This window comes from Chryseolinea lacunae (genome assembly GCF_016735595.1).
Taxonomy (GTDB): Bacteria; Bacteroidota; Bacteroidia; order Cytophagales; family Cyclobacteriaceae; genus Chryseolinea; species Chryseolinea lacunae.
Map to the genome: position 1 here is coordinate 58,267 of NZ_JAERRB010000001.1, position 22,996 is coordinate 81,262.

Genomic DNA, 22,996 nt, shown 5'->3' on the forward strand with positions numbered 1-22,996 from the left:
ACCCCGGCGTGGCAGGCCGGGGCTTTTCAAAATAAACGCTAAAACAATGAACACTATGGATTGCCTTTCAAGGCCGAGGAGATGACCTTACCTTTTTCGTTGTCGTTCTTGAAGTCCAGTCCGAGGAAGGCCGCCAACGTGCGGGCCACCTGGGATTGATAGAGCTGGCTTTCGCCTTTCATTTCGCCCAGCGCCGGGGTGTCGGGGCCCAGCACGGCCAGCCAGATCTGATCGGCTTCGGCCACTTTGATGCCGTGGTCTTTCCAGGTTTGCGCGGTGGGGCCGCGACCGTGGTCAACGGTGATGATGAGGGTGGTCTTGCCTTTGTATTGGTCGTCGCTTTGCAGGTAGGCCCACAGTTCGCCAATGAAGCGATCGGTGGCGTGCGCGGCGTTGAGGTAGGCTGCATATTCGCCGCCGTGGGCGAAGTCGTCGGTTTCGTCGAAGGCAAAGAACATGACGCGGGGTTTGGCGCGCTTCAGGTATTCAAAGCCATAATAGAAGGTAAAGGCATCGAGGCGCACATCGCCCAACGGGTTGGGTATAGCCGTGATGAGCTGGTTCATCATCTTCTCGCGATCGTTCAGCTTGTCGCCTTTAATCTCTGTGGCGCCGGTAGACACAAACACGCCGCTGCGCTTGTCGTTGATGATGTAGGGAAACACATCCCACGACGTGAAGGCGGCCACTTTGTTTTTGAAGCCCGATTGTTTGTTCACAAACTCCAGCACGGTGGTGTTGGCGTTGTAGTTCTTGTCGTTTGAATTCACATGCTCGTCGTCGGGCTTGCCGGTAAGAATTTCGTTATAGCCCGGATAGGAAAACCACATCTGGTTGGTCACGTTCACCTTGCTTCCCAGGGTGCGGTTGCCATACAACTGGCCTTGTGTGCCAATGGTGTTCCACACAAACGGGAACAACGTTTTGCGACGGTCGGCCGCATTGTCTTTCCAGTATTTTTCTTTCACATGATCGTCTTTCAGGTGTTGCTGCTGCTTCATGTAGGACGAGTCGGCACCGCCAAACATCTCCTGCCAGCGAAAGCCGTCGAGGGTGATGAGGACAACGTTTTCGGTTTTCGGTTTCGACTGGCCGTAGCACAGCGCCGTTGTCAACATAAAAATCACTATCCAGGTTTTCATCTTTTTTGATTGCTTGTAAAAGTGTAACAGGAAGATAAAAAAAGTGTAGCCCTTTTTTGGGCTACACTTCAAGATTATAAGGCCAACTATTGAATGATCCAGAGCTTTCCGTTCAGATCGTCTTCGCCGCTAAACTGGCGGTCCAGGGCTTGCTTGTAGCTCGTGGGGTTGGCAGCTGCCTCGGCCACAGGATATTGCCAGCGCACAGCAATCTTGTTGCCATTGCCCGAGCCTGCGCCTTGCGAGAAGGCCGGCACGCCCGTGCGGCGTTGATTGAAGAACGCTTCCCAGTTCGAGTTCTGCCAGAAGGCAATGTATTTCTGATTCAGAATTTGCGTGAGGCCATCGGGGCCGCCTTTGTATTTCACGTCGGGCTGCGCCAGGTATGTGGTGAGTGATACGGTGATGGTGCCATACACTTGCGTGGCCAGGTTGTTGGCTACTGTGATGGCGCTGCCTTCGCTGATGCCAAAGAAGTTCATCGACGCGTTGATGCCTTTCAGATACCACGCTTCGGCGTCGCCACCGGCCCAGCCGCGGTTGATGCCTTCGGCAATGTTGAAACACAATTCAGGATAGCCGATGATGATAGACGGCTCTGCTTTCGAACCGTTGAAGTCGGCATAGTAGCGCAAGGCGTTGATGAACGAATACTTACCACCTTGTGCGTTGTTGCCCAGGTCGCCCATGCTCAGGCCTGCTTCGGCACCGGCATACGCGTCAAAGCTGTCGAACGTTTTGCCGGCAGCCAGCAGTGCGGGTGCAGGCGTGGCGGCAATGAACGTGCGCGGATCTTTCAGCTTCGTGGTGAGGTCGAGAAATGCCGAGCCCACATTTTCGCGTTGTGCATCGCGGCCCTGGCTGGTGGGGTTTTTTGGATACGGATTGTAGGTCGAGTTGTAGACATACTGCAGGTTGTCGGCGAGCTTCTCCATGAGCGGATACTTCGCAGGGTCGTTCACAATGGCAGCAAATTTTTGTTTGATGTTCAGGTCGCCATCGGCTTCCTTCTTGCTGAGGCTGATGAGCACACGGAGGGTGAACGAGTTCACCACACGTTGCCACGAGGCCAGGCTGTTGCCGTAGTAGAAATCACCTGTGATGCCGGTGCAATAGGCGCCCACGCAACCGGCGTTGTTGGTGGCAATGATGGCCGACAGGTCGCTGTTGGCTTCGTCGAGCCACTTAAGAATCTGTATGTAGATTTCTTTTTGCGTGTCATACTTCGGAGTCGTTTTGTCCGAGCGTTGCAGCGCTTCAGACAACGGCAGGTCACCCATCTTTTGCGACATCAGGTTGAAGTAGTAGGCCTTCAGAAACTTGCTCAAGGCCGCATAGGGATTGCGATCAATCGACGCGCCCTTTTTGGCTTCCAGTTCCATCTGCACCAGGTTCGACAGCGTGCCCACATACTCGAAGTTGTTTTCGGTTTTGGTGAACGGTGTCTGATCATAGTTGTTGGTGCCGTAATAGTCGTAGGTGCTCAGATAAAACTGGGCAGCACTCTGCGATCCCTGCTTGCCGCTCCAGGCGTTCTGATTGTTCATGTGTTCCAGCACGCCGGTGAGCAACAGCGATGGTGGCACCGACTCGGGCAGGTTGGGGTTCTTCACCAGGTCGTCGTAGTTCTGGCAGCCCACCAGCGAGGCAACGGTCAGGGCTACGGTAAATATCTTTTGAAAAGGTCTCATGTGCGAATTAGAAAGTTAAGTTAATGTTTACACCATAGCTGCGCAGCGTGGGCGACGCCAGAATCTGCGACGATGTGTTGGTGCCTATGAATTGATCCCAGTCAATGTCCTTGCGCTTGGCAAAGTAGAACAGGTTGCGACCCACCAGCGACACGCTGGCCGAGTGAAACACAGTGTTCTTCAACACGGTGGCAGGCAAGGTATAGGTAATCGTAACCTGGCGCAGCTTGGTGAACGTTTTGCTGATCAGCGTGCGTTCGTCAAACTTGGTTTCGGTGCCAAGGTAATCCTGCAACGAATAGGGCGATGTGTTGGGCACCAGCTTCAGTTCGCTGTAGTTTGTGATCTGACCGGTCACGGGGTCAACTTCCGGAGCAGGCGAGTTGGCTGCCAGCATCACACCGTCGCCAATGTAGGTTGGTGTAGGGCTCACGTTGTGATTGTTTTCTTTGTTGGCTTCCCACTCGGCCAGACGGGCTGCGCCGTAGGCACCTTCCACTGTAGAGATCTCGCGACCACCCTGCAACAATTTCTTATACACATAGTCAACACCAACGCCACCCACGCGACCATCGAACTGGAAGTTGAGGGCGAAGTTTTTGTAGCTCACGGTGTTCACCACGCTCCACACCCAATCGGGGTTGAAGTGACCAAGGTTTTGCGCCACCAGGTTGTCCTTATAGGGATCGCCGTTGTTTTTGTGAATGATTTCACCGTTCGCATCGCGGTAGAACTTGTAGCCATAGTTGCCGTCAACACGGTCGCCGATTTTATACTCGATGCGCGCATCGGCACCGGGAATGTAGGCTCCGTTCAGCGAGGTAGCGCCGTCGTAGAATTCTTTGTAACGCTCCACATAGGTAGACCAGTTGGCAAGCACATTCCACGTGAGGCCGCTGGCGTTTTTCACGGGCGTGCCGCTGAGGGTAATCTCCCAGCCTTTCTTCTCTGTCTTGATGCCGTTGATGCGTCCGCCTTCGTTGCCCGATGCTTCAGACCACTGCGACGTTACGATGCCCGGGCCGTTAATGGCGTTGAAGTAGGTCAGGTCAAAGCCAATGCGGTTGTCGAGGAATTTCATGCTGGCACCAATTTCCTTAGAAGAGTTGGCGCTGGCTTTCAATGTTGTTGAGGCAAGCACCTTAGTGTAGTCTGCTGCGGGCAGGTTGTGTGCGCGATAGAGCGAGTAGGTGTTGCTGTTGTAGAGCGGACCGTTATACGACGTGCTGTAGGTGTCGCCATATTCCAACGGATTGCTATAGCCAGCCGCCTGCCATGCGGGGCCGCTGTTGGCGTCGGTGAAGGCGCTCTTCACGTTGGCATAGGATGCGCGCAGTTTGAACAACGAGATCACTTCGGGCATCGGAATGTATTCGTTCAGGCTTGTGCTCACACTCACCGAAGGATAGAACCCGGTGTTGTGGCCGGAATAGAACGTCGAGAATTTATCAAGACGACCGGTGGTAGACAGGGTTGCATAGTGACGGAACGAAAGATCGAGCGAGTAGTAGCCGCTGGCCACTTGCATGGGTGCTGTGTAGTTATAAGACTTCACCAGGTTCAGCGAGTTACCAAAGTTGTATACACCAGGCACGCTCAAATAGTCGGTGGTGTTATAGGACGAGTTGTATTGATACGTTCTCAGGTTGCCGCCCACCAGACCGGTGATGTTGAACGCGGGTGTGATGTCCTTATCAACGCTGATCATGATGTCGGTGTTGTTTTCAAACAGGCTGCGCTTGTCTTCGCGATAGTCGCCTTGTTTCTGGTCGCGACCATAGGCCGAAGCCGAATACGGGAACTTCTCCGAACGCATCAGGTCCCACGATGTCACTTGCGTGCGCACGGCCACCTTGGCCCAATCGGTGAGATCATACTTCAGGGCCATAAAACCATAGAGGTCGGTCTTGTGGTGACCACGCAGCCACTCGTTGGCAAAGAACCAGGGGTTGTTGTAGCGGATGTATTCAAAGTTGCGTTGCTGAATACCTTCCTTGCCGGGCTGCCAGTAGTTTTTCAAATCGTTGATGTCCCAGTCTGCACCGGCCCAGATGTCGATGTTGTAGATGATACTGTTGGGGCCATAGGCCACATCGGGAAAGTTGTCGGTGTATTGTTTGTTGTAGTTGAGGTTGGTCTCAAAACGCAGGCGGGGTGTGAAGTTGTAGCCCAGCGACACGTTAAAGTTTGTGATGTTGAGCTGCGTGTTGGGCACAATGCCGCGTTGATAGGTTTGCGTTGCCGACACCCGGAAGTCAGACTTCTCGGTCGAACCAGCGATGGCGATGTTGTTGGTAGACAGGATGCCGGTCTGGAGAAAACGTTGCAGGTTGTTCTTGCCGCGTGCCGTCCAGGGAGTGGCCGTGCGCACACCGGTGTTCGGATCCATGGGGCTGTCGTATTGAGAAATGAGCTGGCCATTGAAGCGGGGTCCCCACACGTCATAGTCGTTTTGGTTGTAGCCGTTCTTCTGTCCGAAGTCGTCATCGCCAAAGCGGTAGGTGTTGTATTCGCCGGGGCCGTATTCGTTTTGCACATCGGGTATGGTAAGGAAGCCTTTGCTGGCCATGGTGCTCGAGTTGAACTCAATGGCAATGCCGCGGTTGTCTTTTGTACCGCGTTTGGTGGTGATGAGGATGGCGCCATTGCGTCCGCGCGAGCCATAGAGGGCGGCGGCGTTGGGTCCTTTCAATACAGTGTAGGTATCGATGTCGTCGGGGCTGATGTTCCAGGAGTCGCTCACCACGGGCACGCCGTCAATAACAATGAGCACATCTGTTTCACCACGCAACACCAGCTGCGGGCGTCCCATCATTTCGGAAGAGGCACCAACGGTGAGACCGGCCACTTTGCCGGCCAGCGAGTTGAGGGCGTTGGGTTCGCGTGCCTTCACCAGGTCGGCACCCTGCACCTTTTGTTGCGAGTAGCCGATCTTGGCGGCGTCTTTCTCAACACCAAGGGCGGTCACCACCACTTCGCTGAGTTGGGTGGCATCGCTGGCCAACGTCACGTCTACTGCCGTGCGCCCGGCCAACGGAACTTCTTGTGCAACATAGCCCACAAACGAAAACAACAGGGTTGCGTCGCCCGAGGGAACGTTGATGGCATAGCGGCCTTGTGCGTCGGAGATCGTGCCTTGTGAGGTTCCTTTCACAAGAATGTTTACACCGGGCAACGGCGAATTGTCTTCGCCGGAAATGATCTGACCGGTTACCGATGTCTGTGCATAGGCACAAACAGCGAACAGCCATGTCGCGGCGAAAAGCCACGCACGACGGGAGGATGTTGCTAAAGAAATGATTTTCCTTAGTAAAGGTTGGTTCATACAGTAAAGTGGTTAAGGTTGCTGCGCGGTGGCCACCGTTTGGCGGGGCTCATCCGGCAGTCAAAGATTGGGGTTTGCCTTCACGTGGTGTTTAGAAGAATGTTATCTGTCGTTTACCATTGGACATGGAAATGAACCGTTTGTGAATGCACGACCGCGAGATGTTGAATGGTAGTCACCTTTGTTTTTTTTTGTGATGGTGGTGACGGGTTCGGAGGTTACCGGAAGGTTAAGGATGGATATTGTGGGGTAACATGGATGGCACGGGAAGAGGTTGGCTTTTGATGGAATTCTTTTGGTGAGGCGTGTGTATTGTGGAGTGAAACCGGTTATATTTCTGTATGCCCAAATTGCATTTTAATAGTGTTCGGTCCGCCGATCTGCCGTTGCACTACGGGCAGGTGCCGCCATGGCTGGCGCAGCGGATGAGCGCGTTGGGCGGGGCGATTGTGGAATCGATTGTATTGGAATATGGGAAGTCGGCCGTGCTGAGCCGGTTAAGCGATCCGTTTTGGTTTCAGGCCTTTGGCTGTGTGCTGGGCATGGATTGGCATTCGTCGGGGATCACCACGTCGGTGATGGGCGCGTTGAAGAAGGCCGTGAACCCGATGTTTAAAGACCTGGGCATTTACGTGTGTGGTGGCAAGGGACGGCATTCGCGGCAGACACCGCTGGAGCTGATGCAGCTTTCGGAAAGAACTGGGTTGAATGGTGATGCGCTGGTCAGGTCCAGCAAGCTCACCGCCAAAGTAGACAACACCGCCATTCAGGATGGCTTCCAGATTTACCTACACACCTTTGTAGTGACCGACACCGGCGAGTGGACCGTGGTGCAACAAGGCATGAACGACGCCAGCGGCATGGCGCGGCGCTATCACTGGCACTCGGAGCAGGTGAAGTCGTTTGTCGAAAATCCGCACACCTTCATCTATGGAAAAAATCAGGGTGAGATTCTGAACCTCGCCGACACCGGCGCCGCACACGCCAAAACCTCGATGCTGGAAATTGTGAAAGAGAAACCCGCCATCATGCTGCCGGAAATTCAGCGCCTCGTTATGCCCAGGCACCACGACGTGCAGTCGAAAGATGTTGACCTGAAACGACTGGGTGCTGTGTTGACCCTCGCGCAGGAACGTGCCCTGCCCGACTTCGAATCGTTGTTGTTGCTGGAGGGCGTGGGGCCGCGCACCATTCAATCGCTGGCGTTGGTGAGCGAAGTCATTCACGGAGCACCGTCGCGCTTCACCGATCCCGCGCGGTTCTCGTTTGCGCACGGTGGCAAAGACGGTCACCCGTTTCCCGTGCCCACAAAAGTATATGACGAGACCATCGAGATATTAAAGACTTCGGTAGAGAAAGCAAAGATCGGCGATCAGGATAAACAAGCGGCCATCAAAAGCCTGACGCTGGTGGCACAACGCATGGAGAAAAATTTCGAACCCGAAGAAGAAGCCTTCGCCAAAGTGATTGCCCAGGAACGGGCGGAGTCCTACAAGTATGGCGGCCGCACTGTGTTTGGAAAAGCAAAGCCGCCTTCTGATAATCAATTGAATCTGTTCTAACCACGTCGTTGACTGTTGGGTCGCGTATTTGTAGCGATGTCAGCATTCAACAAATCAGTTCTATCAAATCCATCTCAACCACGAAGGTGCGATAACGCAAAGAAAAAACACAGAGCCCTTTGCGTTATCGAATGCACCCTCGGGCTATCTGAACTGCCGGTGGTTAACCTCCACAACCCATTCTTTCGCTCCCCGCTTCTCCCCTTGCTTCACAACCTTCATAACCGCCGCGTTCTTTTTTTGTGTTAACGTTTCAATTTCCTGTTCGCACTTCTGTTCATCAAAAAGATGGTGTATCGAAGCTTTGGAAACCTCATCATAAAAATCGTAGTTGATTTGTTGGATCAGGCGCGCCTGCACCTCGTCGAGGTTATACAGGCCTTGCACTTCCGCCGTGATGCACGCGACGGAAAATTTTCTGTCTTCCCATTGCTGAACAGCAAAACAAAGTCCCATCGTTGCAAACGTGCAGAGGATCCAGACGGCATCTCTCAAATGTGTTTGTAAGTTCACCGGTCAATCTGTTTTAAAGTTTGGATATGCTGTGGCACTCGCTCACATCCAAGAGACAGGTGAAAGATGTCTTGCCACTATCGGCGGCCCGAAAAATTTATGCGGTAGGAAATACTGGCCTCCCATCCCACCCAATGTTGCAGGGCCTGGTAGTCGAGGCGACGGGGATTGATGATGATCACTTTGGTGACAACGGTTTCGGGCTGACGGTCATACGACCCGCTCACGCCTCTGGACGGCAACGCCACCACACCCGACTTTTCATAGTGGCCGATGGTCACATCCTGGTAGTCGAACGTTGTGGTGAGCCGATTAAAGGTGGGGCCTGCGCGCAGGTTCAGGTTGCGACCGATGGTGTATTGCACCATCCATTTCATTTGCCAGTGCGCGGCGGTGATGCGAACATTTTCTTCTACAAAGCGACCATAGAAGTTAGACGTGGTCCTGGTGGTTTCGGTCATCGGCGAAAACGAGATGACGGGGTTCACCGAAAAATTTCTTTTGATGTGCAGCGACGAACCCACACCATAGGAACCCTTATACTTGCTGTCGCTCATCCATGCCGCACCCAGCACCGCATAGAACGGACGCATGCCCGCCTGAAATTCGGCACCCACCGAATAGTCGTTCAACACAAAACCTCCACTGGCAAACCAGCCAAGCTTGTTGCGCCGTGTAATCTTGTTGATGTAGCGGGCCGGCACATTGCGCAGCGTGGCCGCATTAAAATATACCTGAAGGTTTTGCAGATCGGTTTCCAGTTGGTCACGGTCCAGCGTAGCGGTAGAATAGTCGGTACTGTTGTCGCCGGTCCATCGGTGAAGAAACGCTTCGTCGGTGGTTGATTCAGGCTCGGGGGCACTGGGCATGATGCTGTTGTTGGCAGGCTTCAGCACCTTCTCCACAAAAGGTTGTGAAGGCATGGCCAACACCGGCGTGAGTGTTTTGATGACGACATATTTTCCCTGCACCTTGAACGACAAGTTCACGAGCTTGCCCAACAGCACCAGCACTTCTTCGATGGAGCGGTTGTGGACCGACAACGTGACGCGATGGTCCATCGCGATTTTGTCGGTGCTATAAATAAAGTGAAGACCCGACACGCGCTCCAGTTCGTGCACGACCTGCTGAAACGTTTGGCCATGAAAGGAAAAGGAATAGCCATGCGGCGAAAATTTTTCCACCGACTGGGACTGGACGACTTGCGGCATCCAGAAGAGCATTGCCGTAACGATCAGATTACGGGCAACCTTCGCCTTCCAATGTAAAAATTGTTCCACTGCTTGCTACGGAAAGGTTAAGCGATTCCGCCACTAAAGTTAAAAGATTTTCGGCAGAATCATTCTCGAAAGTTGCCGTGAGCCGGCAATTTGTGATGTTGGTGTCCGACACTTTTATAGTGCAGGGATAGGCCTTTTCCAGGTCGCGAATCACATCGCGAAGCGGGGCATCGTTAAAGACAAAGCGGTGTGTAGCATAGCCCCATTCGTTTGCATTGACCGAATCGGTGGTTTCGATGTTGCCCGATTTTTCGGCCCGTCCGGTAGCACCAGCTTCCAGGTAAGTGCTGTCGGTGTCGGTATAGACCAACACCTTGCCTTCCATCACCGACACCACAAGTGCGCCGTCTTTCAGCACCACGTTGAAGGCCGTGCCAATCACTTTGATGTTGCCCACGGCGGTGTGGATGATGAAGGGATTCTTGCGGTCGCGTGTCACTTTAAAAAACGCTTCGCCTTCCAGCAAGTTCACTTCACGATGATGACTGTTAAATTCATTGGAGTAGGAAAGCCTGCTGTTCCGGAACACGGTGGCGATAGATTGATCGGGCAGGTTCACGTGTTGCAGGTTTTCGGCGGTGGCAATGTAGGTGGCATTTTCGTCGCCGGGGGTTGTGCGCAGCACGGCATACAGCACCACGCCCGAAACCACCAGGGCCAGCACAGTGGCCGCCACGCGAAACGCCTGCCGGTTCAGGCGCGCCCAACGCGAGGGCACAGACACCGGCAAGGCCTGCTCTTCTTTCAACTGCGGCGCCACGTCCAGCCAGGCAGCTTTGGCGTTGACACGCCGCACCGGTTGCTGCGGGTGCACATCGCGCCAGGTGTCTTGCAACTCCACAAACCTCGACTGGTGACGCAGGTCCTTCAAGGCATCCTGCAACGCCATGGCTTCCTCCGGCGACGCCTCTCCGCAGAGGTAGCGCACCATGAGTTCGTCCGTTATGTCAATGTCATTTCCCTTCTTCACTCGACTCTGATTTTCATTGTTAAACAAAATTATCCTTCAACTTCGATCGCAATATCTTTAACGCCTTGCTCACCTGATTCTCGATGGTGTTCACCGACAGGTTCAGCCGCGCCGCAATGGCGGCATACTTCATCTCTTCATAGCGACTCATCACAAAGATGATGCGGCACTGCTCGGGCAACGCGGCGATGGCGGCCTTCACGCGTTCTTCCAGTTCGTCGGGAAACACGTCGGGCTGTTGCACCTCGTGCAGCATCTGGAGGGCACCTTGTTCCTGGTGCTTCCACTTGATGGCGCGATGTTCGAGCTGGTTGATGCACTGATGATAGACGGACCTGAACAAATACGACCGCATGGAATGATGGATGTCGAGGTCGGCACGTTTCTCCCACACTTTCACAAACAGGGCCTGCACCACATCCTCTGCTTCGTCCATGTCTTTCAGCATGGTGCAGGCATATTGACACAGTCCCTCATAGCAGGCGTGAAACACCTGCTGAAAAGCGCCCTGGTCGCCTCCACGAATAGCCCTGACAATATCCTGATCGGGCACGGTTGCCATCATCATGTGTTAAAGAGAAACCAAATTAGCGTTTTTTACCTTTACCCTTTGTGTAGAGACAGGCAAAATGGCCGATACCACCATAGGGCATACGGATTTTTTTGAATACGCCCGTCCCAACCCTGCTTGGGCCCAGGCGCCAGCCAAACGCCATTTTTGTTGACTTGCCCTGTAACCAATTTCTCAACCCCACGGTTTAGGGGATATGGATCAACTCAGCATGTTTGGTGAAGGTGGCAAAAGCGAAGGCTTGCCGCAAGATGTATTGGCCTACACCCCTGCCCTCTTCAACGCGCACGAAAGTTCAACGTTTCTCGGCGCGCTCATTGCCGACACGCCCTGGGAACAGCGCGTGGTGAAGATGTATGGCAAAGAGATGCTCACGCCGCGACTCACGGCCTGGTATGGCGACGAAAATAAAAACTATGCTTACACGGGCAACCGCTTCCATCCGTTGCCGTGGACGCCTGCGTTACTGGCCATCAAAGAGCGAATTGAGCCGCTGTCGGGTGTGCGCTTCAACAGCGTGTTGTTAAACTATTACCGCGACGGCAACGACTCTGTGGCCTGGCACGCCGACGATGAAACGGAGTTGGGCAAACAGCCCGTGATCGCCTCGGTGAGCTTTGGACAAATGCGCCGGTTCGACATTCGTCACAAGATTAATCATGACCGGAAATATTCCGTGCGCCTGGAAAATGGATCGCTGTTGTTGATGAAGGGCGATCTGCAACAACATTGGGAACACCGCGTGGCAAAGTCCACCACGCCCATGAAGGCGCGCGTGAACCTCACGTTCCGGATCATTCAGTAAACCTCACACACAACGCTTCCGCTGTTGGTGACTTTACATGATAACCACCAGCGCAGCGCCCAGAAAATTTCCTTTTTTAAACGTGACGCCATCGGTGTAGCCGTTCACGCCGGCACCTTCCTGTGCGATGTAGTGCACGCTGATTTTAAAATTGCGTTGGTTAAGATACCAGTTCACACCGGCGTCGTAGAGACGATCGCGACCTGTGAATTGGCCGGCGGCATCGCCACTGTAGTCGGTGATCATGAAGCAGGGCTCCAGAAAATATTTGTCTGCCACAATGAGGTTGTAGCCAGCGCGAATGTGGCCGGTTTGCGCGTGCGTAGACGTTCCTTCTTTGGTTCTGTCGAGCCAGGCCCACTCGCCATCGAGGTTCAGGTTCTTAAAGTTCAGCAACACGTCGAAGCCGTTGATGTGGCTGTTTGAAAAAATGTCGGTGCCACCTTGCTGCGAGCTGAAGCCCGCAATGGTGATGCCGTTGCGCTTGTTGAAAAAGTTGTTGGTCTCGTAGTTGATGGAATACGTTTTCTTTTCGGGGTCGCCAAAGGTGAGGGCGATGCGTTCCACCATGAGCGGCGACCAGTTCTTGCCCGAGCTTTCCGGAAAGTTTTTGGTGTCGGCTGCCGTGGTCATGTTGTTAAAAATGCCGGCATTGTAGGTCAATGAAAAATTACCCTTTGTTTTTGTACCACCCACGTTCAGCCCTGCGGCGCGGCCGTAGTTCTTTCCGTCCATGTGCTGGCGAATGTAGGTTTGGGATACGGATTTGTCGAGGGAGTTCACGTTGATGTCGCCCGTGATACATTCGCGGCTGATCTGGGGTTGAAGATAACCCACCGTAATAAACGCCATTTCGTTGTTGGTGACGCGCGTGGTCACGAAGGCATCCAGAATGCCGAGTGTGCCGGTGTTGGTGGCACCCCGCACAGAGCTGAGTTTGTCTTTGCCAAGATTGTCTAACTGCACCGTGAGCACATAGCTGACACGCTTGTAGGGCTTGCCCTTAAATCCGAAGCGCGCGCGACGCAACATAAAGCTCATGCGGTCTTGTGCAGCTTCCAGTGGACCATTGGCCGCGAACTGGGCTTTTTCACCAGAGGAGTAGGCGCCCCAAAACTGAACGCTCGCTGTGGGCTGAACAAATTTGAAAAGGCTGTCGGGCTTAATCCAATAGTTTTCCTGTGCCATGGCCGTTGTGGCCAGTAGCATGAGTACAAATCCTGGTAATCGTTTCACGTATTGGTAGATGGTGATTATACTGTTTCGAATTCAGACGCTTCAATGGCTTCGTTGCTCTTTGTGTCTGTGGCGGGCAAGCCGCGTTTGAGGCGCTCGTTTTCTTTTTCGAGTTCCACCTGGCGACGACGCATCTGTTCAGAAGTTGCCTGCAACTCTTCCTGATTCTGACGCAGTTCTTCTTCCTGCGCTTTCATCTCTTCAGACATTTGCTGGCTTTGTTCCAACAGGCGTTTGGTGCGCTCGTTGATCTGCACCGTAGCCACCGTGCTGGCAATGCTTTGTGCTATTTTTTCGATGAAGGCAATTTCGTGATCGCGGAACACTTTGAACGACGCCATCTCCAGCACACCATAAACCGATTCGTTATAGAGCAACGGCACAATGAGCAAGGTGCGGGGCACGGCTTCGCCAAGTCCCGACGTGATGGTCACATATTCCTGTGGCACTTCGCGGAGGTGCAGGGTGCCGCGTTCCAGCACACACTGTCCAACCAGGCCTTCGCCGATGCCGACGCGTTTTTTCAAAAACTTCTTCCGGTCATAGGCATACGCTGCCGTCAGCTCCAGCCACTGATCTTCGGGACCATTGCCTTCTTCGAGAATGAAGAGTGCAGCCTGGTTCACACCCAGATACTTCACCAGTTCTTTGATGATTTCGTGTGCCAGCTCTTTGGTGTCGCTGTTGTTGCGGCGAAGCACATCGCCCAAGGAGGCCATACCTTCGTTTGCCCAATCGCGAATGCTTTTTTCGTCGGCTGCTTTTTTCAGGTTGTCGCGCATTTCCAACAGCTCGTTGCCGAGAATGTCTTCTTTGCTCAGCGGGGTGAACTCCTGTGTGAGGTTGCCTACGCCAATTTCTTTGGCAAAGTTTGTATACGAAGCGAGACCGGAAACCACGGCGTTGAGCGACTGTGTCATGGAGCCTATTTCATCTTTACGATCCACGGTCACTTCGTCCACTTTGCGACCTTCGGCCAATTGTTCGAGCTTGTCTTTGATTTGCAGAATGGCATTGGTCAACGCCTTGCTGAAGTAAATCGATACCGTGAGGCCCACGGCAAGAATGATTACCGCCAGGGCGATAATAAAGAATATCATCTGACCGATTTGTGAATTGAGATCGGCTTGTTTGTCTGCCACGGCTTTGTCGATGGCATCTGTATAGAATCCCGTAGACACGATCCAGCCCAGTGGCTTGTAGAGTCGTGAATATGAAATTTTGTTATCCACTTCTTCTGTGCCGGGCTTCTTCATCACATACTCCACAAACGCATCGCCGTTGGCATTGGAAAGTTCGGCGCGCACCTGGTAGATGTTGCGTCCTTTTCCCTTTTCAACATTGTGTTTCGGGTCGTCCAACACTTTGCCTTTCTGATCTTTCTTCTCCGCATGCATAAGCATGGTTGGGAAAGGAACTTTGTTGTCGGTCACCCAGAAGTAGCCTTCGCCTTTGTCAAAGCGAATGGCCGAAAGTTCTTTCAGCGTGCGTTCCATCAGCGCAGGGCTCATGGTCATCTTCGCCTGTGTAGAGTCGGCGTGGGCGTTATAGCGGTCGATGGAATCCTGCAGGTGTTTGTGTTGCACTTCAATCATGCCATAGGCAATGTCGGTGATGTGCTTGAGGTAGAGTTTCAGTTTACCAAGCTCTTCATCGTGATAGGACGCGATGTCGGTGTTGGCCTTGCTTCTGATCTTGTAGATGGCCACGGTGCTGATAAACACGGTTGGAACCAGCAAGGCCAGGCTAATGAGGAGGGTGATTTTTTGTCTAAGCTTCATAGTGGGGGGAGTCTAACTACGTCATTCAGTGTGTAAAGGTCTATACAGATGGGATGGTGCCCGTATCCCGATTATTAAAAGGGAGGATTGGGTTAGTGAAAGGCCTGTGGGCCGAGCGAGTGGCAATGTGGCAACTGGATTTCATCATCTCTTATTATGAAACCCACAAGCTAATTACCGTTCGTATGAAAAGCTGGTGCGTCGCCTCTGCGGCGCTGTTTATCCACGCTGTTCTCTATACTGAAGATAGTCACCTCTGCACCATAACCAAAAGCAAACACCCGTATTTTTAAGCGCCCAGCAATGCTTTTCAAGCTATCCCATACCATTGCTGTCAATACAATTGAAGCCCTCTAAACGAACAAAGAGAGTTTGTTCATTGGGCGTACATGAATGACGAAGGTGCCACTTCAACGGATTGCAATCAACCTAAAACGAAGCGAGCCATAGATGTTTCCATGGCTCGCGTTCTTTTTTTGTGTTATCGCTTCTCACTTCTTCAACAGCTCGAACAACGCCGCTTCTTCTTTGGGAGCCGTGGCATAGAACGATGTGGCGGGAGTCTTCAACGACTTGTCGTAGAAGTCGAAGAAGACCGTGTCGTCAGGATAAAGAAACGTGGTGCGCAGCAAGGGCACGTTGGCCATCTTCTTCATGATCTCGCCTTCGTCGGGAAGACTGGCTGCGAGGGTGATGATGGTGGCAATCTGATCGACCTCCGTAATTTCCCGGATGCTTTGGGGTGGTGTTTCATCGGAGGCATCCGACATCTTTGCGTAATACTCAACGATCACCTTGTCGCAGGGGCGAAGTTTGAACGTTTCGGTGTAGTGTTTGTTCATTTTTTTTGTGTCCGTTAAAGGCGCCTGCGGCGTGTGGCAGGCCGTTAGCATCAACCACGCGATGCCCGCCGCCAGGATGGATTTTTGTTTCGTCATGGCAGCAAAAGTAGCCAGGTTTTCAATATTCCCGAAGTCCAATTTTTCGGGCCGACCCGAATACACCTACCGCCAAAAAAGGGAGGAAAAAAGCACGGTCCGGGACACGGTTTTCATGTCGTCCTGAATTGGGATGGGCAGTAAAAAAAAGGTTTCTCCCCACGGATTTGTTTCACGCACAATATGTTATTGCTCTAGTATTTTTATTGTAATTTTAGACTCCAAAACGAAATTGGTCAAATAATTAGATGAGTGTGATAGTCATTTCCAAAGACGAACTGATACGGGTGGAGGTCCTCAAAGCCTCCCGGAATCTGTTTCAGCGCTTTGGTCTTTTCAAGACCACGATGGAAGACATCGCCAAGGCCGTTGGGAAAGGAAAAAGCACGCTCTACTACTACTACGAAAGCAAAGACGAGATCTTCGACGCCGTGATCCGCGAAGACATGCAGGAAGTGTTCAGCCAGGTAAAAGCCGCCGTCGAAAAGGCAGGCACGGCCGAAGAAAAGCTGCGCATGTTCACCACCAGCAAGATCAGGGCCATCAACCAAAAGGCCAACCTCTACAGCATCGTCTTCGGCGAGATCTCCGAAAACCCCCAGCTTGTTAAAGCCCTCAAGAAAAACTACGAAGCCCAGGAGCTGCAACTGCTCCGCGACATTCTGCTGTTTGGCATCGCCAACGACGAATTCAAGCGCATTGGCGACGACGACCTCGACGACCTGAGCCACATCATGCTCAGCGCCACCCGTGGCATCGAAATGGGCCTGCTCGAAGATTGCCGCATCAAAAAAATGGGCGACCGTCTCGAAGTGATCCTTGACCTCATCTGTCACGGCATCAAGCAACCTCACTGAGTCGCTCCACTCCTTTCTACATTTCTATTGCCGAATGAACGCTCAGGAAATGAGCGCCCGATAGCGATCCACAAACCCCGAGAAGGTTTTGTTTTTTGCATACAACACACTGAACACCGCGATGCCCAACGCCGCGATGGCAATGCCTGCAAACACATCCAGGATGTAGTGGTGTCCTGAATAAACCGCGGCAAGCCAGATGCCCACCGTGATAATGCCAAACACAAATGTCATGTATCCCATCCTGCTTTTCCAGGCATAATAAAACACCACCAACGGATAGGCCGAATGCAGCGAAGGCATGGCCGCAAACACATTGGAACCCTTTGTGTATAGTGATTGAAAAATGGTGATGTTGAAAAAATGATCGAAGCGAACAAGACCGGCCGTGTTGCCGCGGGTGCCCGACAAAAATTCAAATCCGTGTTCCTTCACATACCAAGGCGGTGCCGCCGGATAGGAATAATACACCACAAAGCCCAACAAGTTTGTTAACAGGAACGTGAGCGCAAACTTCAGAAACTGTGCTTTGTCGGTAAAGAACAAATAGGTACCAAACGCCAGAGGCACCGGAATCCAGCAGAGATAAAACAATCCCGACACCACGTCGCCCGCGGCAAAGCTGTGTTTGTCCCAATACTCGTTTGGTGTGAGCACCGTGTTGCCTTCTTTAATACCAAACAGTTTTGCTTCGGCATGATAGAGGCCTTCGATGTGCACATCGTTGAAACGATAGTTTGGAAACGCCTTCATGTAGTCGAAGATGATCCAGAACACAATGAAGACGGAAAAGCCGAGTATGAATTTACGGGTTGGTACCGACGCTATATAGAGCGCGCTAAACACAAGAACCAACACCAATTGATCGGCCTTGAAGCCGAGCAAAAGAAACGAAGTCAACAAATACGTTGCTGAGATAATGCCGGCGGTCATCGCGTGCCGCCAGAATGCTCCGCGGGTCACTGCTTCCACCGGGTAGTCCAGGTTATTTTTCAAAATCCGATCCGAATATTTTATCCCACAAGGCAGAGCTCACACCATAGCCCTTGTTGGGGTCGCCATAGTGATGCTGCATGTGGTGTTGCTTTAATTTTTTCCAGAATGCGCTTTTAAACGTAGCGTGGTGCATGGCATAATGCGATATGTCATAAAAAAGATAGCCCGCAATGAACGCCGCGAAAAACGCGGGCACCCATAAGGCCGGCATTAACCACGCAAACAAAAAGTAAAATCCGGTAGACAGCGGAATGCTCACCGACGGGGGCAGCACCAGCCGCATGGCGTCGTTGGGATAGTCGTGGTGCACGCCGTGGAAAATGAAATGCAACCGGCTTCCCCACTTCGACTTGGGTTCGAAATGAAAGATGAAACGGTGCATGATGTATTCGGTGAGGGTCCAGAACAACAGGCCACCGCCTGCGCTGGCAATGAACGTGAGCACATCGTTGTGCAACACAAAAACGGCGCGGTACATAAAGTACAGGATCACGGGGATAAAAATGAACAGGGGCACGCTGAAATGTACTTTTGAAAGCGGTTCCAACAGATCGCTTTTGAACATACGCGTCGATTCCTTTGCGTTGGATACATAACTCTTCTTCATGACCTCTAGATTAAGGTTTAAAGGTTTGAATAATTTCTTTTCCGGTGCTGGGGTCAACACCCTTCACCTGAGCGCAAACCACATTGGGAAACCAGAAAGTTCCACCTTCGATTTGCAAAAATACACGACTTACCTCGATTTGTTTACCATTGACGGTTGCCAAAATGTGATAGCGGTTGTCGCGGGCCGAACGCGTGAGGTAGAACGGGAGCTTCTTGTAGGACACAAACCGCAACTCGAACGTGTTGTTCTCCAGCTTTTTGGTCTTCAGTCCATAGGCATAGTGCTGTTGAATATACGAAAGATCTTCTTTCTGGCCCTGCTCGCCATAGCGCAACCAATAGACCGACACCGGGTCCTCTTCGTCGGGCTCACCCTCGCTGAGGTTCACGGCATACATGATGGTGTTGGTGTTGGGTGTGCGCTGAACATAGAACAGCGTGTTGGCATCGCTGGGCGGTGTCGGGAAATGACTGCCCACCGTACACTCGCAGGTTTCCGCTTTGGGTACCTCCGAAACCGGTGCGCCTGCCAGGGTGATCAGCAAACTAATCAGAAAATTCATGGTCCACTCCTTCGCTTAAGATCCTTTCTCGTCCAATGCCTTGCGGGCTTCCTGAAGCCGCTTGAATGCCGTGATGTTGGTGAGCACTGCCATGATCGTTAACGGTATGGTGAAGATCGATATGGTCTCGAATACCTGGAATGGAATGCCCGGCACAAACAGCTTGTAGTCACCTCCGATGTAGTAGGACGTGATGCCACAGGCTATGGCCGACAAGCCCACCAGCACCACGCGCTCGGGGCGTTGCATCAGGCCGCCTTTCACCTCCACGCCAAGCCCTTCGGCCCGCGCCCGGATGTAACTCACCATCATCGACCCGATGAGGGCGATGAATGCAAACAGCGAACTGAGAAAATAATGATGGCCGATCAGGTAATAGCAGATGCCGAGAAACATGATCAGTTCACTGTAACGGTCCAGCACAGAATCATAGAGCGCACCAAAGGTCGAGCTCATGTTGCCGAGGCGGGCCACCTGGCCGTCGAGCATGTCGAACAAGCCGGCAAACAGAATGAGCGCTCCGGCCCATCCCACATATTCCAGCTCGCCGCGGTTGCCTTCTTCGGCACCCGCCACAAAGACGGCCGCCACACCCACGTTCAACACCAACCCCACCGTGGTGACGGCGTTTGGTGTGAAGCCGATGCGCACGAGAAACTTCACAAAGGGATTGATCACTTTGTAAATCAATTGTTGCAACACGATGCGAAGCGGTGGCTTCTGCATGCCTTGTATGGAACCGGGGGTAGTTGTACTCATAATCCTAGAAATCAAATTTAAATCTTGCACGAATGCCCCACTGCGACACGTTCGGGTGGTCGAGGTAAGTCAATCGCTTCACCATATCAACACGGATCAGCTTGAAAATGTTGGCTACACCCACGCTGGCCTCGATGTAGGGTTCTTTTGAAAGGGAAAACGTTGTGGTCTCGCCTTCAGGGTTCATCGGGAACACGAACGTGGTCGGGTTATACTGCGGATTGTTTTCATTGCGTATGCCCCCATACAACACCTTCAGTGTGGCCACTTCGCGCCACTTCAGTTTTTTCAGTAACGGAATTTTATTAAAAATAAATCCATTGAAGTAATGATCAAAATTCACGCTGACATACTGGTCGCTCACAAACTCGAGGAAGTTCATGAGGTTATAGGATTGCAGCTGATAGGAATACGTTTGGTTGGCGCGGTGTATGGCCAGCAGCGGAAAGGGAACCTTGCCAAAGATGTAACCGGTTTCTGCCACCACATCGGTGTAGCCAAACTGCGACAGGTAAAAACGTTTGAACACGTTCACCGCCACCGATTGATAGTTGTATTCACTATTGAACAATCCCTTCACACCCGCAATGGTACGTATCGTGAAAATAGGATACTTGTTGGGAATGGGAATGCGATATGCTTTGCCTTGATAGAATTGCTCGCCCGGCGCCCAACGCAATTCCAATGAAAGTTCGGTGGTCGTGACTTGCGGAACGGTGATGGTTGCATCCTGATTGTTGACCTGATAATACAATCCTCCCGCCGGCGCCTGACGCCAGTTCTTGAAGCCCAGGCGATACGAGAAGTGACTGTCGTACTCATGCACGTAGTCGATGTTGTAGATGTCGTTATAGAGCCACTTGTCGTTCACCCCGCGCTTGAACGACAGGAGGAAGTTGTCTTCCTGCACAAACTGAAGTTCCTGGCCCGGAATTTTGGTGTCGCGCTGGTAGCTGAGCCGCAGCGTGTGCGTAGGAAATTGCCAGATGGATTTGCCGGTGAACGAATAGGTAGCACTGAGAAAATATTTCCACTTCTCGTCCTTGAAGCCATAGGCACCATAGGTTTCAAAATACAGCCGCTCGTTAAACTTGGGCGTGGTGCGACCGCCCACACGGAGTCTGAATCCTTCCACGGGGTTGAAGCTATAGAAGGTGTTGACAGGACCAATCTCCCACCAGCCAAAGCTTTTGTAGCCGGCCAGCAACAACGTGGCAATGTCCATGGTGCGCTTAAACGACGGCACCTTCTGAAGACTGTCGATATTCTGATATACTTTCGATTCGGCCACCGACAGTGAGTCGTGGCGGTTTGAAAGCCAGAAGTCATCTTTGTGTTTTTCCGAATCCTCCAGCGAGGTCTTGCTGTCGCCTTCGTAGAATTTTGGTTCGCGTGGCGAATTCACGGTGAAGTCTTTGTAGGACACCACACGTTCGCCATACAATCCTCCTCCCCCTCTGGAAAGTCCGAAGTCAGCACGCATGCGGCTCTTCACCATCTGATAGCGACCGTCCTTGGTTTGTTCAAAGTCCTGATCGATATACAACTCGCGCACCCAGTTCAGGTTTATGTTTTTGTTCACCGACATCTCCACCTTCTGCACGGCAAAGTTGCTATCGAGTGTCACAAACAATTTTCCCTGGAACAAAAAGTCGGCAGAGTTACGAGGCACAAACACCAGCTCGGCGAGGTTGGGTGTTTGATTCTTCAGTGTGTCGGTGATGTAGAATTTATAGAAGGTCGGTGCGCCATCGGCGATAGGGCTAAGAAACTGATTGGTCAACAACTGGATGTTGTTGTCGTAGATATCAATGTCGTTATACAGGTAGTTGAGGTATGTACTCAACCCCTGGTTGTCGATGTAGTCGTCGAAGCTCACCTTCTGGTGGGCCTTGGTCACATCAATTTTCTTTTCGGGTGTGCGACGGTAGTAGCGGTCGCTCAGGGTTTCCTGCAGATAGATGGGCAAGAGTGCCTTGCCGGGAATGGACGTGGTGTCTACGTTTTCAAAGAGCCACTTGTATTTTTTGAAGAGCTTGCGTTCTCTGAATTTGTCGGACATGTTGCTGAGCGACATCTGGAGCTTTTCGTATTCTTCATATTCGGCATAGTCGAAATGCTCCATGCGGTTCTGACGTTTGTGCGAAATCATTTCGCGCACAAGGTCCACCGCGGGGTTGTCTTTGTTCCGGTAGCGTTCTTTCACTTTGCCCGACGTGACCACCACTTCTTCCAGCACTTTGGCATCGGGCGATAGTTTCACGTTGAGCTCCTGCGTTTCGCCGGGCTTGATTTTTTTCACCAGGGTCTTATAGCCGAGGAATGAAAAATGGAGGTTTACATTTTCGAGGTTCGGGGTGTGGATAACATACTTGCCCTCGATGTCGGTGACACTTCCCACGGTGGTGCCTTCATAGAAAACGTTCACGAACGGCAATGCCTCTTTCGTTTCCGCGTCGGTCACCACGCCACGCACAGTGGTGCTCTGACCATATCCGGCACCATACCCCCATAACAACCCTACGACCAGAACGATTCTATACATAACGAACGCTTGCCTGCTATTTAAATACATATCTTTTTTGCAATTGGTAGTTATACGTAACCCCGAGGAAAATCGCTACAACCACTTTTGCAATTCCATAATTTATGTGTCCGTATTTTGTGACGGTCACCAGGAGTATAAATCCGAGGAGAACATACCCAGCCCAAACGATTGCATAGCGCAGGGCCTGGTGTTTCATAGACGCCTGCGTGGAAAGGAACACCCAATGCCGCCCGATGATGAAACTGGTAACTGCCCCGGCAATGTTCCCGACTACACTGGCCACACCATACCAGATGTAGAACAATTCAACGCACACAATGGTGCAGAGAAAGTCAACAAAGGATGCGATCAGCGACGCTGCTTGTGATTTCAGGAACGTAAGCATGGCGTTGTTGTCAGAGTATGGATAGTTTCACCGCCACCTGCAGCAGAACGTTGGTGTAGATGCCGGCCAACACATCGTCGGCCATCACGCCCCAGCCACGCGGGAGCTTTTCCATCGTCCGGATATACGCCGGCTTGGCGATATCAAAAAAGCGAAACAGTACAAACGCGGCCAGCCCGATCCCGAAGCTTACGGGAAGGAACAACACACTGATGCACATGCCCGCCACTTCATCGATCACCACATAGTGGCTGTCGATGCCCCAGTATTGCTCAACCGCCGTAGCGGACCAAACGCCAATCGCTGTGATGCCCAACGTGATGATAAGCACAGCCACAGGGTTAATGCCCGGGGCAAACGCATACCACGCCACTGCGCAAACCGCGGCGGCCACTGTGCCGCTGCCCTTGCGTATGTAGCCGATGCCTAAGACCGTAGCAATAACCTTGTGTGCTGTCATCTTTC

Annotated in this window: 20 protein-coding genes; 3 read left to right on the top strand and 17 right to left on the bottom strand. The window is 52.3% G+C overall.

The genetic code is table 11. From position 1 onward, the window contains the following. Positions 1-53: 53 nt before the first annotated feature. The 3 genes from JI741_RS00245 to JI741_RS00255 all read right to left on the bottom strand — a co-directional run bounded on the left by JI741_RS00245 (position 54) and on the right by JI741_RS00255 (position 6,158). On the bottom strand, positions 54-1,142 hold the full coding sequence (locus tag JI741_RS00245) for an alkaline phosphatase family protein (protein ID WP_202006596.1): 1,089 nt from the start codon (positions 1,140-1,142) through the stop codon (positions 54-56). Positions 1,143-1,228: 86 nt separating this feature from the next. Beyond that, positions 1,229-2,833: a SusD/RagB family nutrient-binding outer membrane lipoprotein gene (locus tag JI741_RS00250; RefSeq protein ID WP_202006597.1), complete on the bottom strand. Its 1,605-nt coding sequence runs from the start codon at positions 2,831-2,833 to the stop codon at positions 1,229-1,231. Positions 2,834-2,840: 7 nt separating this feature from the next. Next, on the bottom strand, positions 2,841-6,158 hold the full coding sequence (locus JI741_RS00255; RefSeq protein ID WP_202006598.1) for a SusC/RagA family TonB-linked outer membrane protein: 3,318 nt from the start codon (positions 6,156-6,158) through the stop codon (positions 2,841-2,843). Between the two features lie 341 nt (positions 6,159-6,499). Between JI741_RS00255 and JI741_RS00260 the strand changes: the two genes are divergently transcribed. Next, the gene (locus tag JI741_RS00260; protein WP_202006599.1) at positions 6,500-7,720 is read left to right on the top strand and encodes a DUF763 domain-containing protein; all 1,221 of its coding nucleotides are present in this window, start codon (positions 6,500-6,502) and stop codon (positions 7,718-7,720) included. A 144-nt stretch (positions 7,721-7,864) separates the two neighbouring features. On the opposite strand, the gene JI741_RS00265 is transcribed toward JI741_RS00260, so the two are convergent. From JI741_RS00265 to JI741_RS00280, 4 genes are all read right to left on the bottom strand, one after another. Continuing rightward, the gene (locus JI741_RS00265) at positions 7,865-8,233 is read right to left on the bottom strand and encodes a hypothetical protein (RefSeq protein ID WP_202006600.1); all 369 of its coding nucleotides are present in this window, start codon (positions 8,231-8,233) and stop codon (positions 7,865-7,867) included. A 77-nt stretch (positions 8,234-8,310) separates the two neighbouring features. Continuing rightward, positions 8,311-9,444, bottom strand: a complete 1,134-nt coding sequence (locus JI741_RS00270; RefSeq protein WP_236675803.1) for a DUF4974 domain-containing protein — start codon at positions 9,442-9,444, stop codon at positions 8,311-8,313. A gap of 28 nt (positions 9,445-9,472) precedes the next feature. Continuing rightward, entirely contained in the window at positions 9,473-10,483 is a 1,011-nt protein-coding gene (locus tag JI741_RS00275; RefSeq protein WP_202006602.1) for a FecR family protein, read from the bottom strand. A 19-nt stretch (positions 10,484-10,502) separates the two neighbouring features. Next, the gene (locus tag JI741_RS00280; RefSeq protein ID WP_202006603.1) at positions 10,503-11,051 is read right to left on the bottom strand and encodes an RNA polymerase sigma-70 factor; all 549 of its coding nucleotides are present in this window, start codon (positions 11,049-11,051) and stop codon (positions 10,503-10,505) included. Between the two features lie 199 nt (positions 11,052-11,250). Here JI741_RS00280 and JI741_RS00285 point away from each other — a divergent pair, with 199 nt between their 5' ends. Then, positions 11,251-11,859, top strand: a complete 609-nt coding sequence (locus JI741_RS00285) for an alpha-ketoglutarate-dependent dioxygenase AlkB family protein (protein WP_202006604.1) — start codon at positions 11,251-11,253, stop codon at positions 11,857-11,859. Between the two features lie 33 nt (positions 11,860-11,892). Here the strand turns inward: JI741_RS00285 and JI741_RS00290 are convergent, their stop codons facing one another. The 3 genes from JI741_RS00290 to JI741_RS00300 form a co-directional block, all read right to left on the bottom strand. Then, the gene (locus JI741_RS00290; RefSeq protein ID WP_202006605.1) at positions 11,893-13,095 is read right to left on the bottom strand and encodes a porin; all 1,203 of its coding nucleotides are present in this window, start codon (positions 13,093-13,095) and stop codon (positions 11,893-11,895) included. Positions 13,096-13,112: 17 nt separating this feature from the next. Then, the gene (locus JI741_RS00295; protein WP_202006606.1) at positions 13,113-14,876 is read right to left on the bottom strand and encodes a cache domain-containing protein; all 1,764 of its coding nucleotides are present in this window, start codon (positions 14,874-14,876) and stop codon (positions 13,113-13,115) included. A gap of 491 nt (positions 14,877-15,367) precedes the next feature. Further along, entirely contained in the window at positions 15,368-15,814 is a 447-nt protein-coding gene (locus JI741_RS00300; protein WP_202006607.1) for a hypothetical protein, read from the bottom strand. A gap of 248 nt (positions 15,815-16,062) precedes the next feature. On the opposite strand from JI741_RS00300, the gene JI741_RS00305 reads away from it, so the two are divergent. Next, positions 16,063-16,671, top strand: coding sequence for a TetR/AcrR family transcriptional regulator (locus tag JI741_RS00305; RefSeq protein WP_202006608.1), 609 nt, complete (start codon positions 16,063-16,065; stop codon positions 16,669-16,671). A gap of 42 nt (positions 16,672-16,713) precedes the next feature. Here the strand turns inward: JI741_RS00305 and JI741_RS00310 are convergent, their stop codons facing one another. From JI741_RS00310 to JI741_RS00340, 7 genes are read right to left on the bottom strand one after another with little or no spacing between them, the layout of a single operon-like run. Then, positions 16,714-17,667, bottom strand: coding sequence for a phosphatase PAP2 family protein (locus tag JI741_RS00310; RefSeq protein WP_236675804.1), 954 nt, complete (start codon positions 17,665-17,667; stop codon positions 16,714-16,716). Beyond that, positions 17,657-18,274, bottom strand: coding sequence for a sterol desaturase family protein (locus JI741_RS00315; protein WP_202006609.1), 618 nt, complete (start codon positions 18,272-18,274; stop codon positions 17,657-17,659). Before JI741_RS00315 ends, JI741_RS00310 begins: the two co-directional genes overlap by 11 nt. Before the next feature lie 10 nt (positions 18,275-18,284). After that, positions 18,285-18,839, bottom strand: a complete 555-nt coding sequence (locus JI741_RS00320) for a DUF4833 domain-containing protein (protein WP_202006610.1) — start codon at positions 18,837-18,839, stop codon at positions 18,285-18,287. A 15-nt stretch (positions 18,840-18,854) separates the two neighbouring features. Then, positions 18,855-19,598 (bottom strand): CDP-alcohol phosphatidyltransferase family protein, encoded by a 744-nt coding sequence (locus JI741_RS00325; protein ID WP_236675805.1) that lies wholly within the window; start codon positions 19,596-19,598, stop codon positions 18,855-18,857. A gap of 4 nt (positions 19,599-19,602) precedes the next feature. After that, on the bottom strand, positions 19,603-22,143 hold the full coding sequence (locus tag JI741_RS00330) for a DUF5686 and carboxypeptidase-like regulatory domain-containing protein (protein WP_202006611.1): 2,541 nt from the start codon (positions 22,141-22,143) through the stop codon (positions 19,603-19,605). A gap of 16 nt (positions 22,144-22,159) precedes the next feature. After that, positions 22,160-22,531 (bottom strand): GtrA family protein, encoded by a 372-nt coding sequence (locus tag JI741_RS00335; RefSeq protein ID WP_202006612.1) that lies wholly within the window; start codon positions 22,529-22,531, stop codon positions 22,160-22,162. A 10-nt stretch (positions 22,532-22,541) separates the two neighbouring features. Further along, entirely contained in the window at positions 22,542-22,991 is a 450-nt protein-coding gene (locus JI741_RS00340) for a phosphatidylglycerophosphatase A family protein (RefSeq protein ID WP_202006613.1), read from the bottom strand. Positions 22,992-22,996 lie beyond the last annotated feature (5 nt).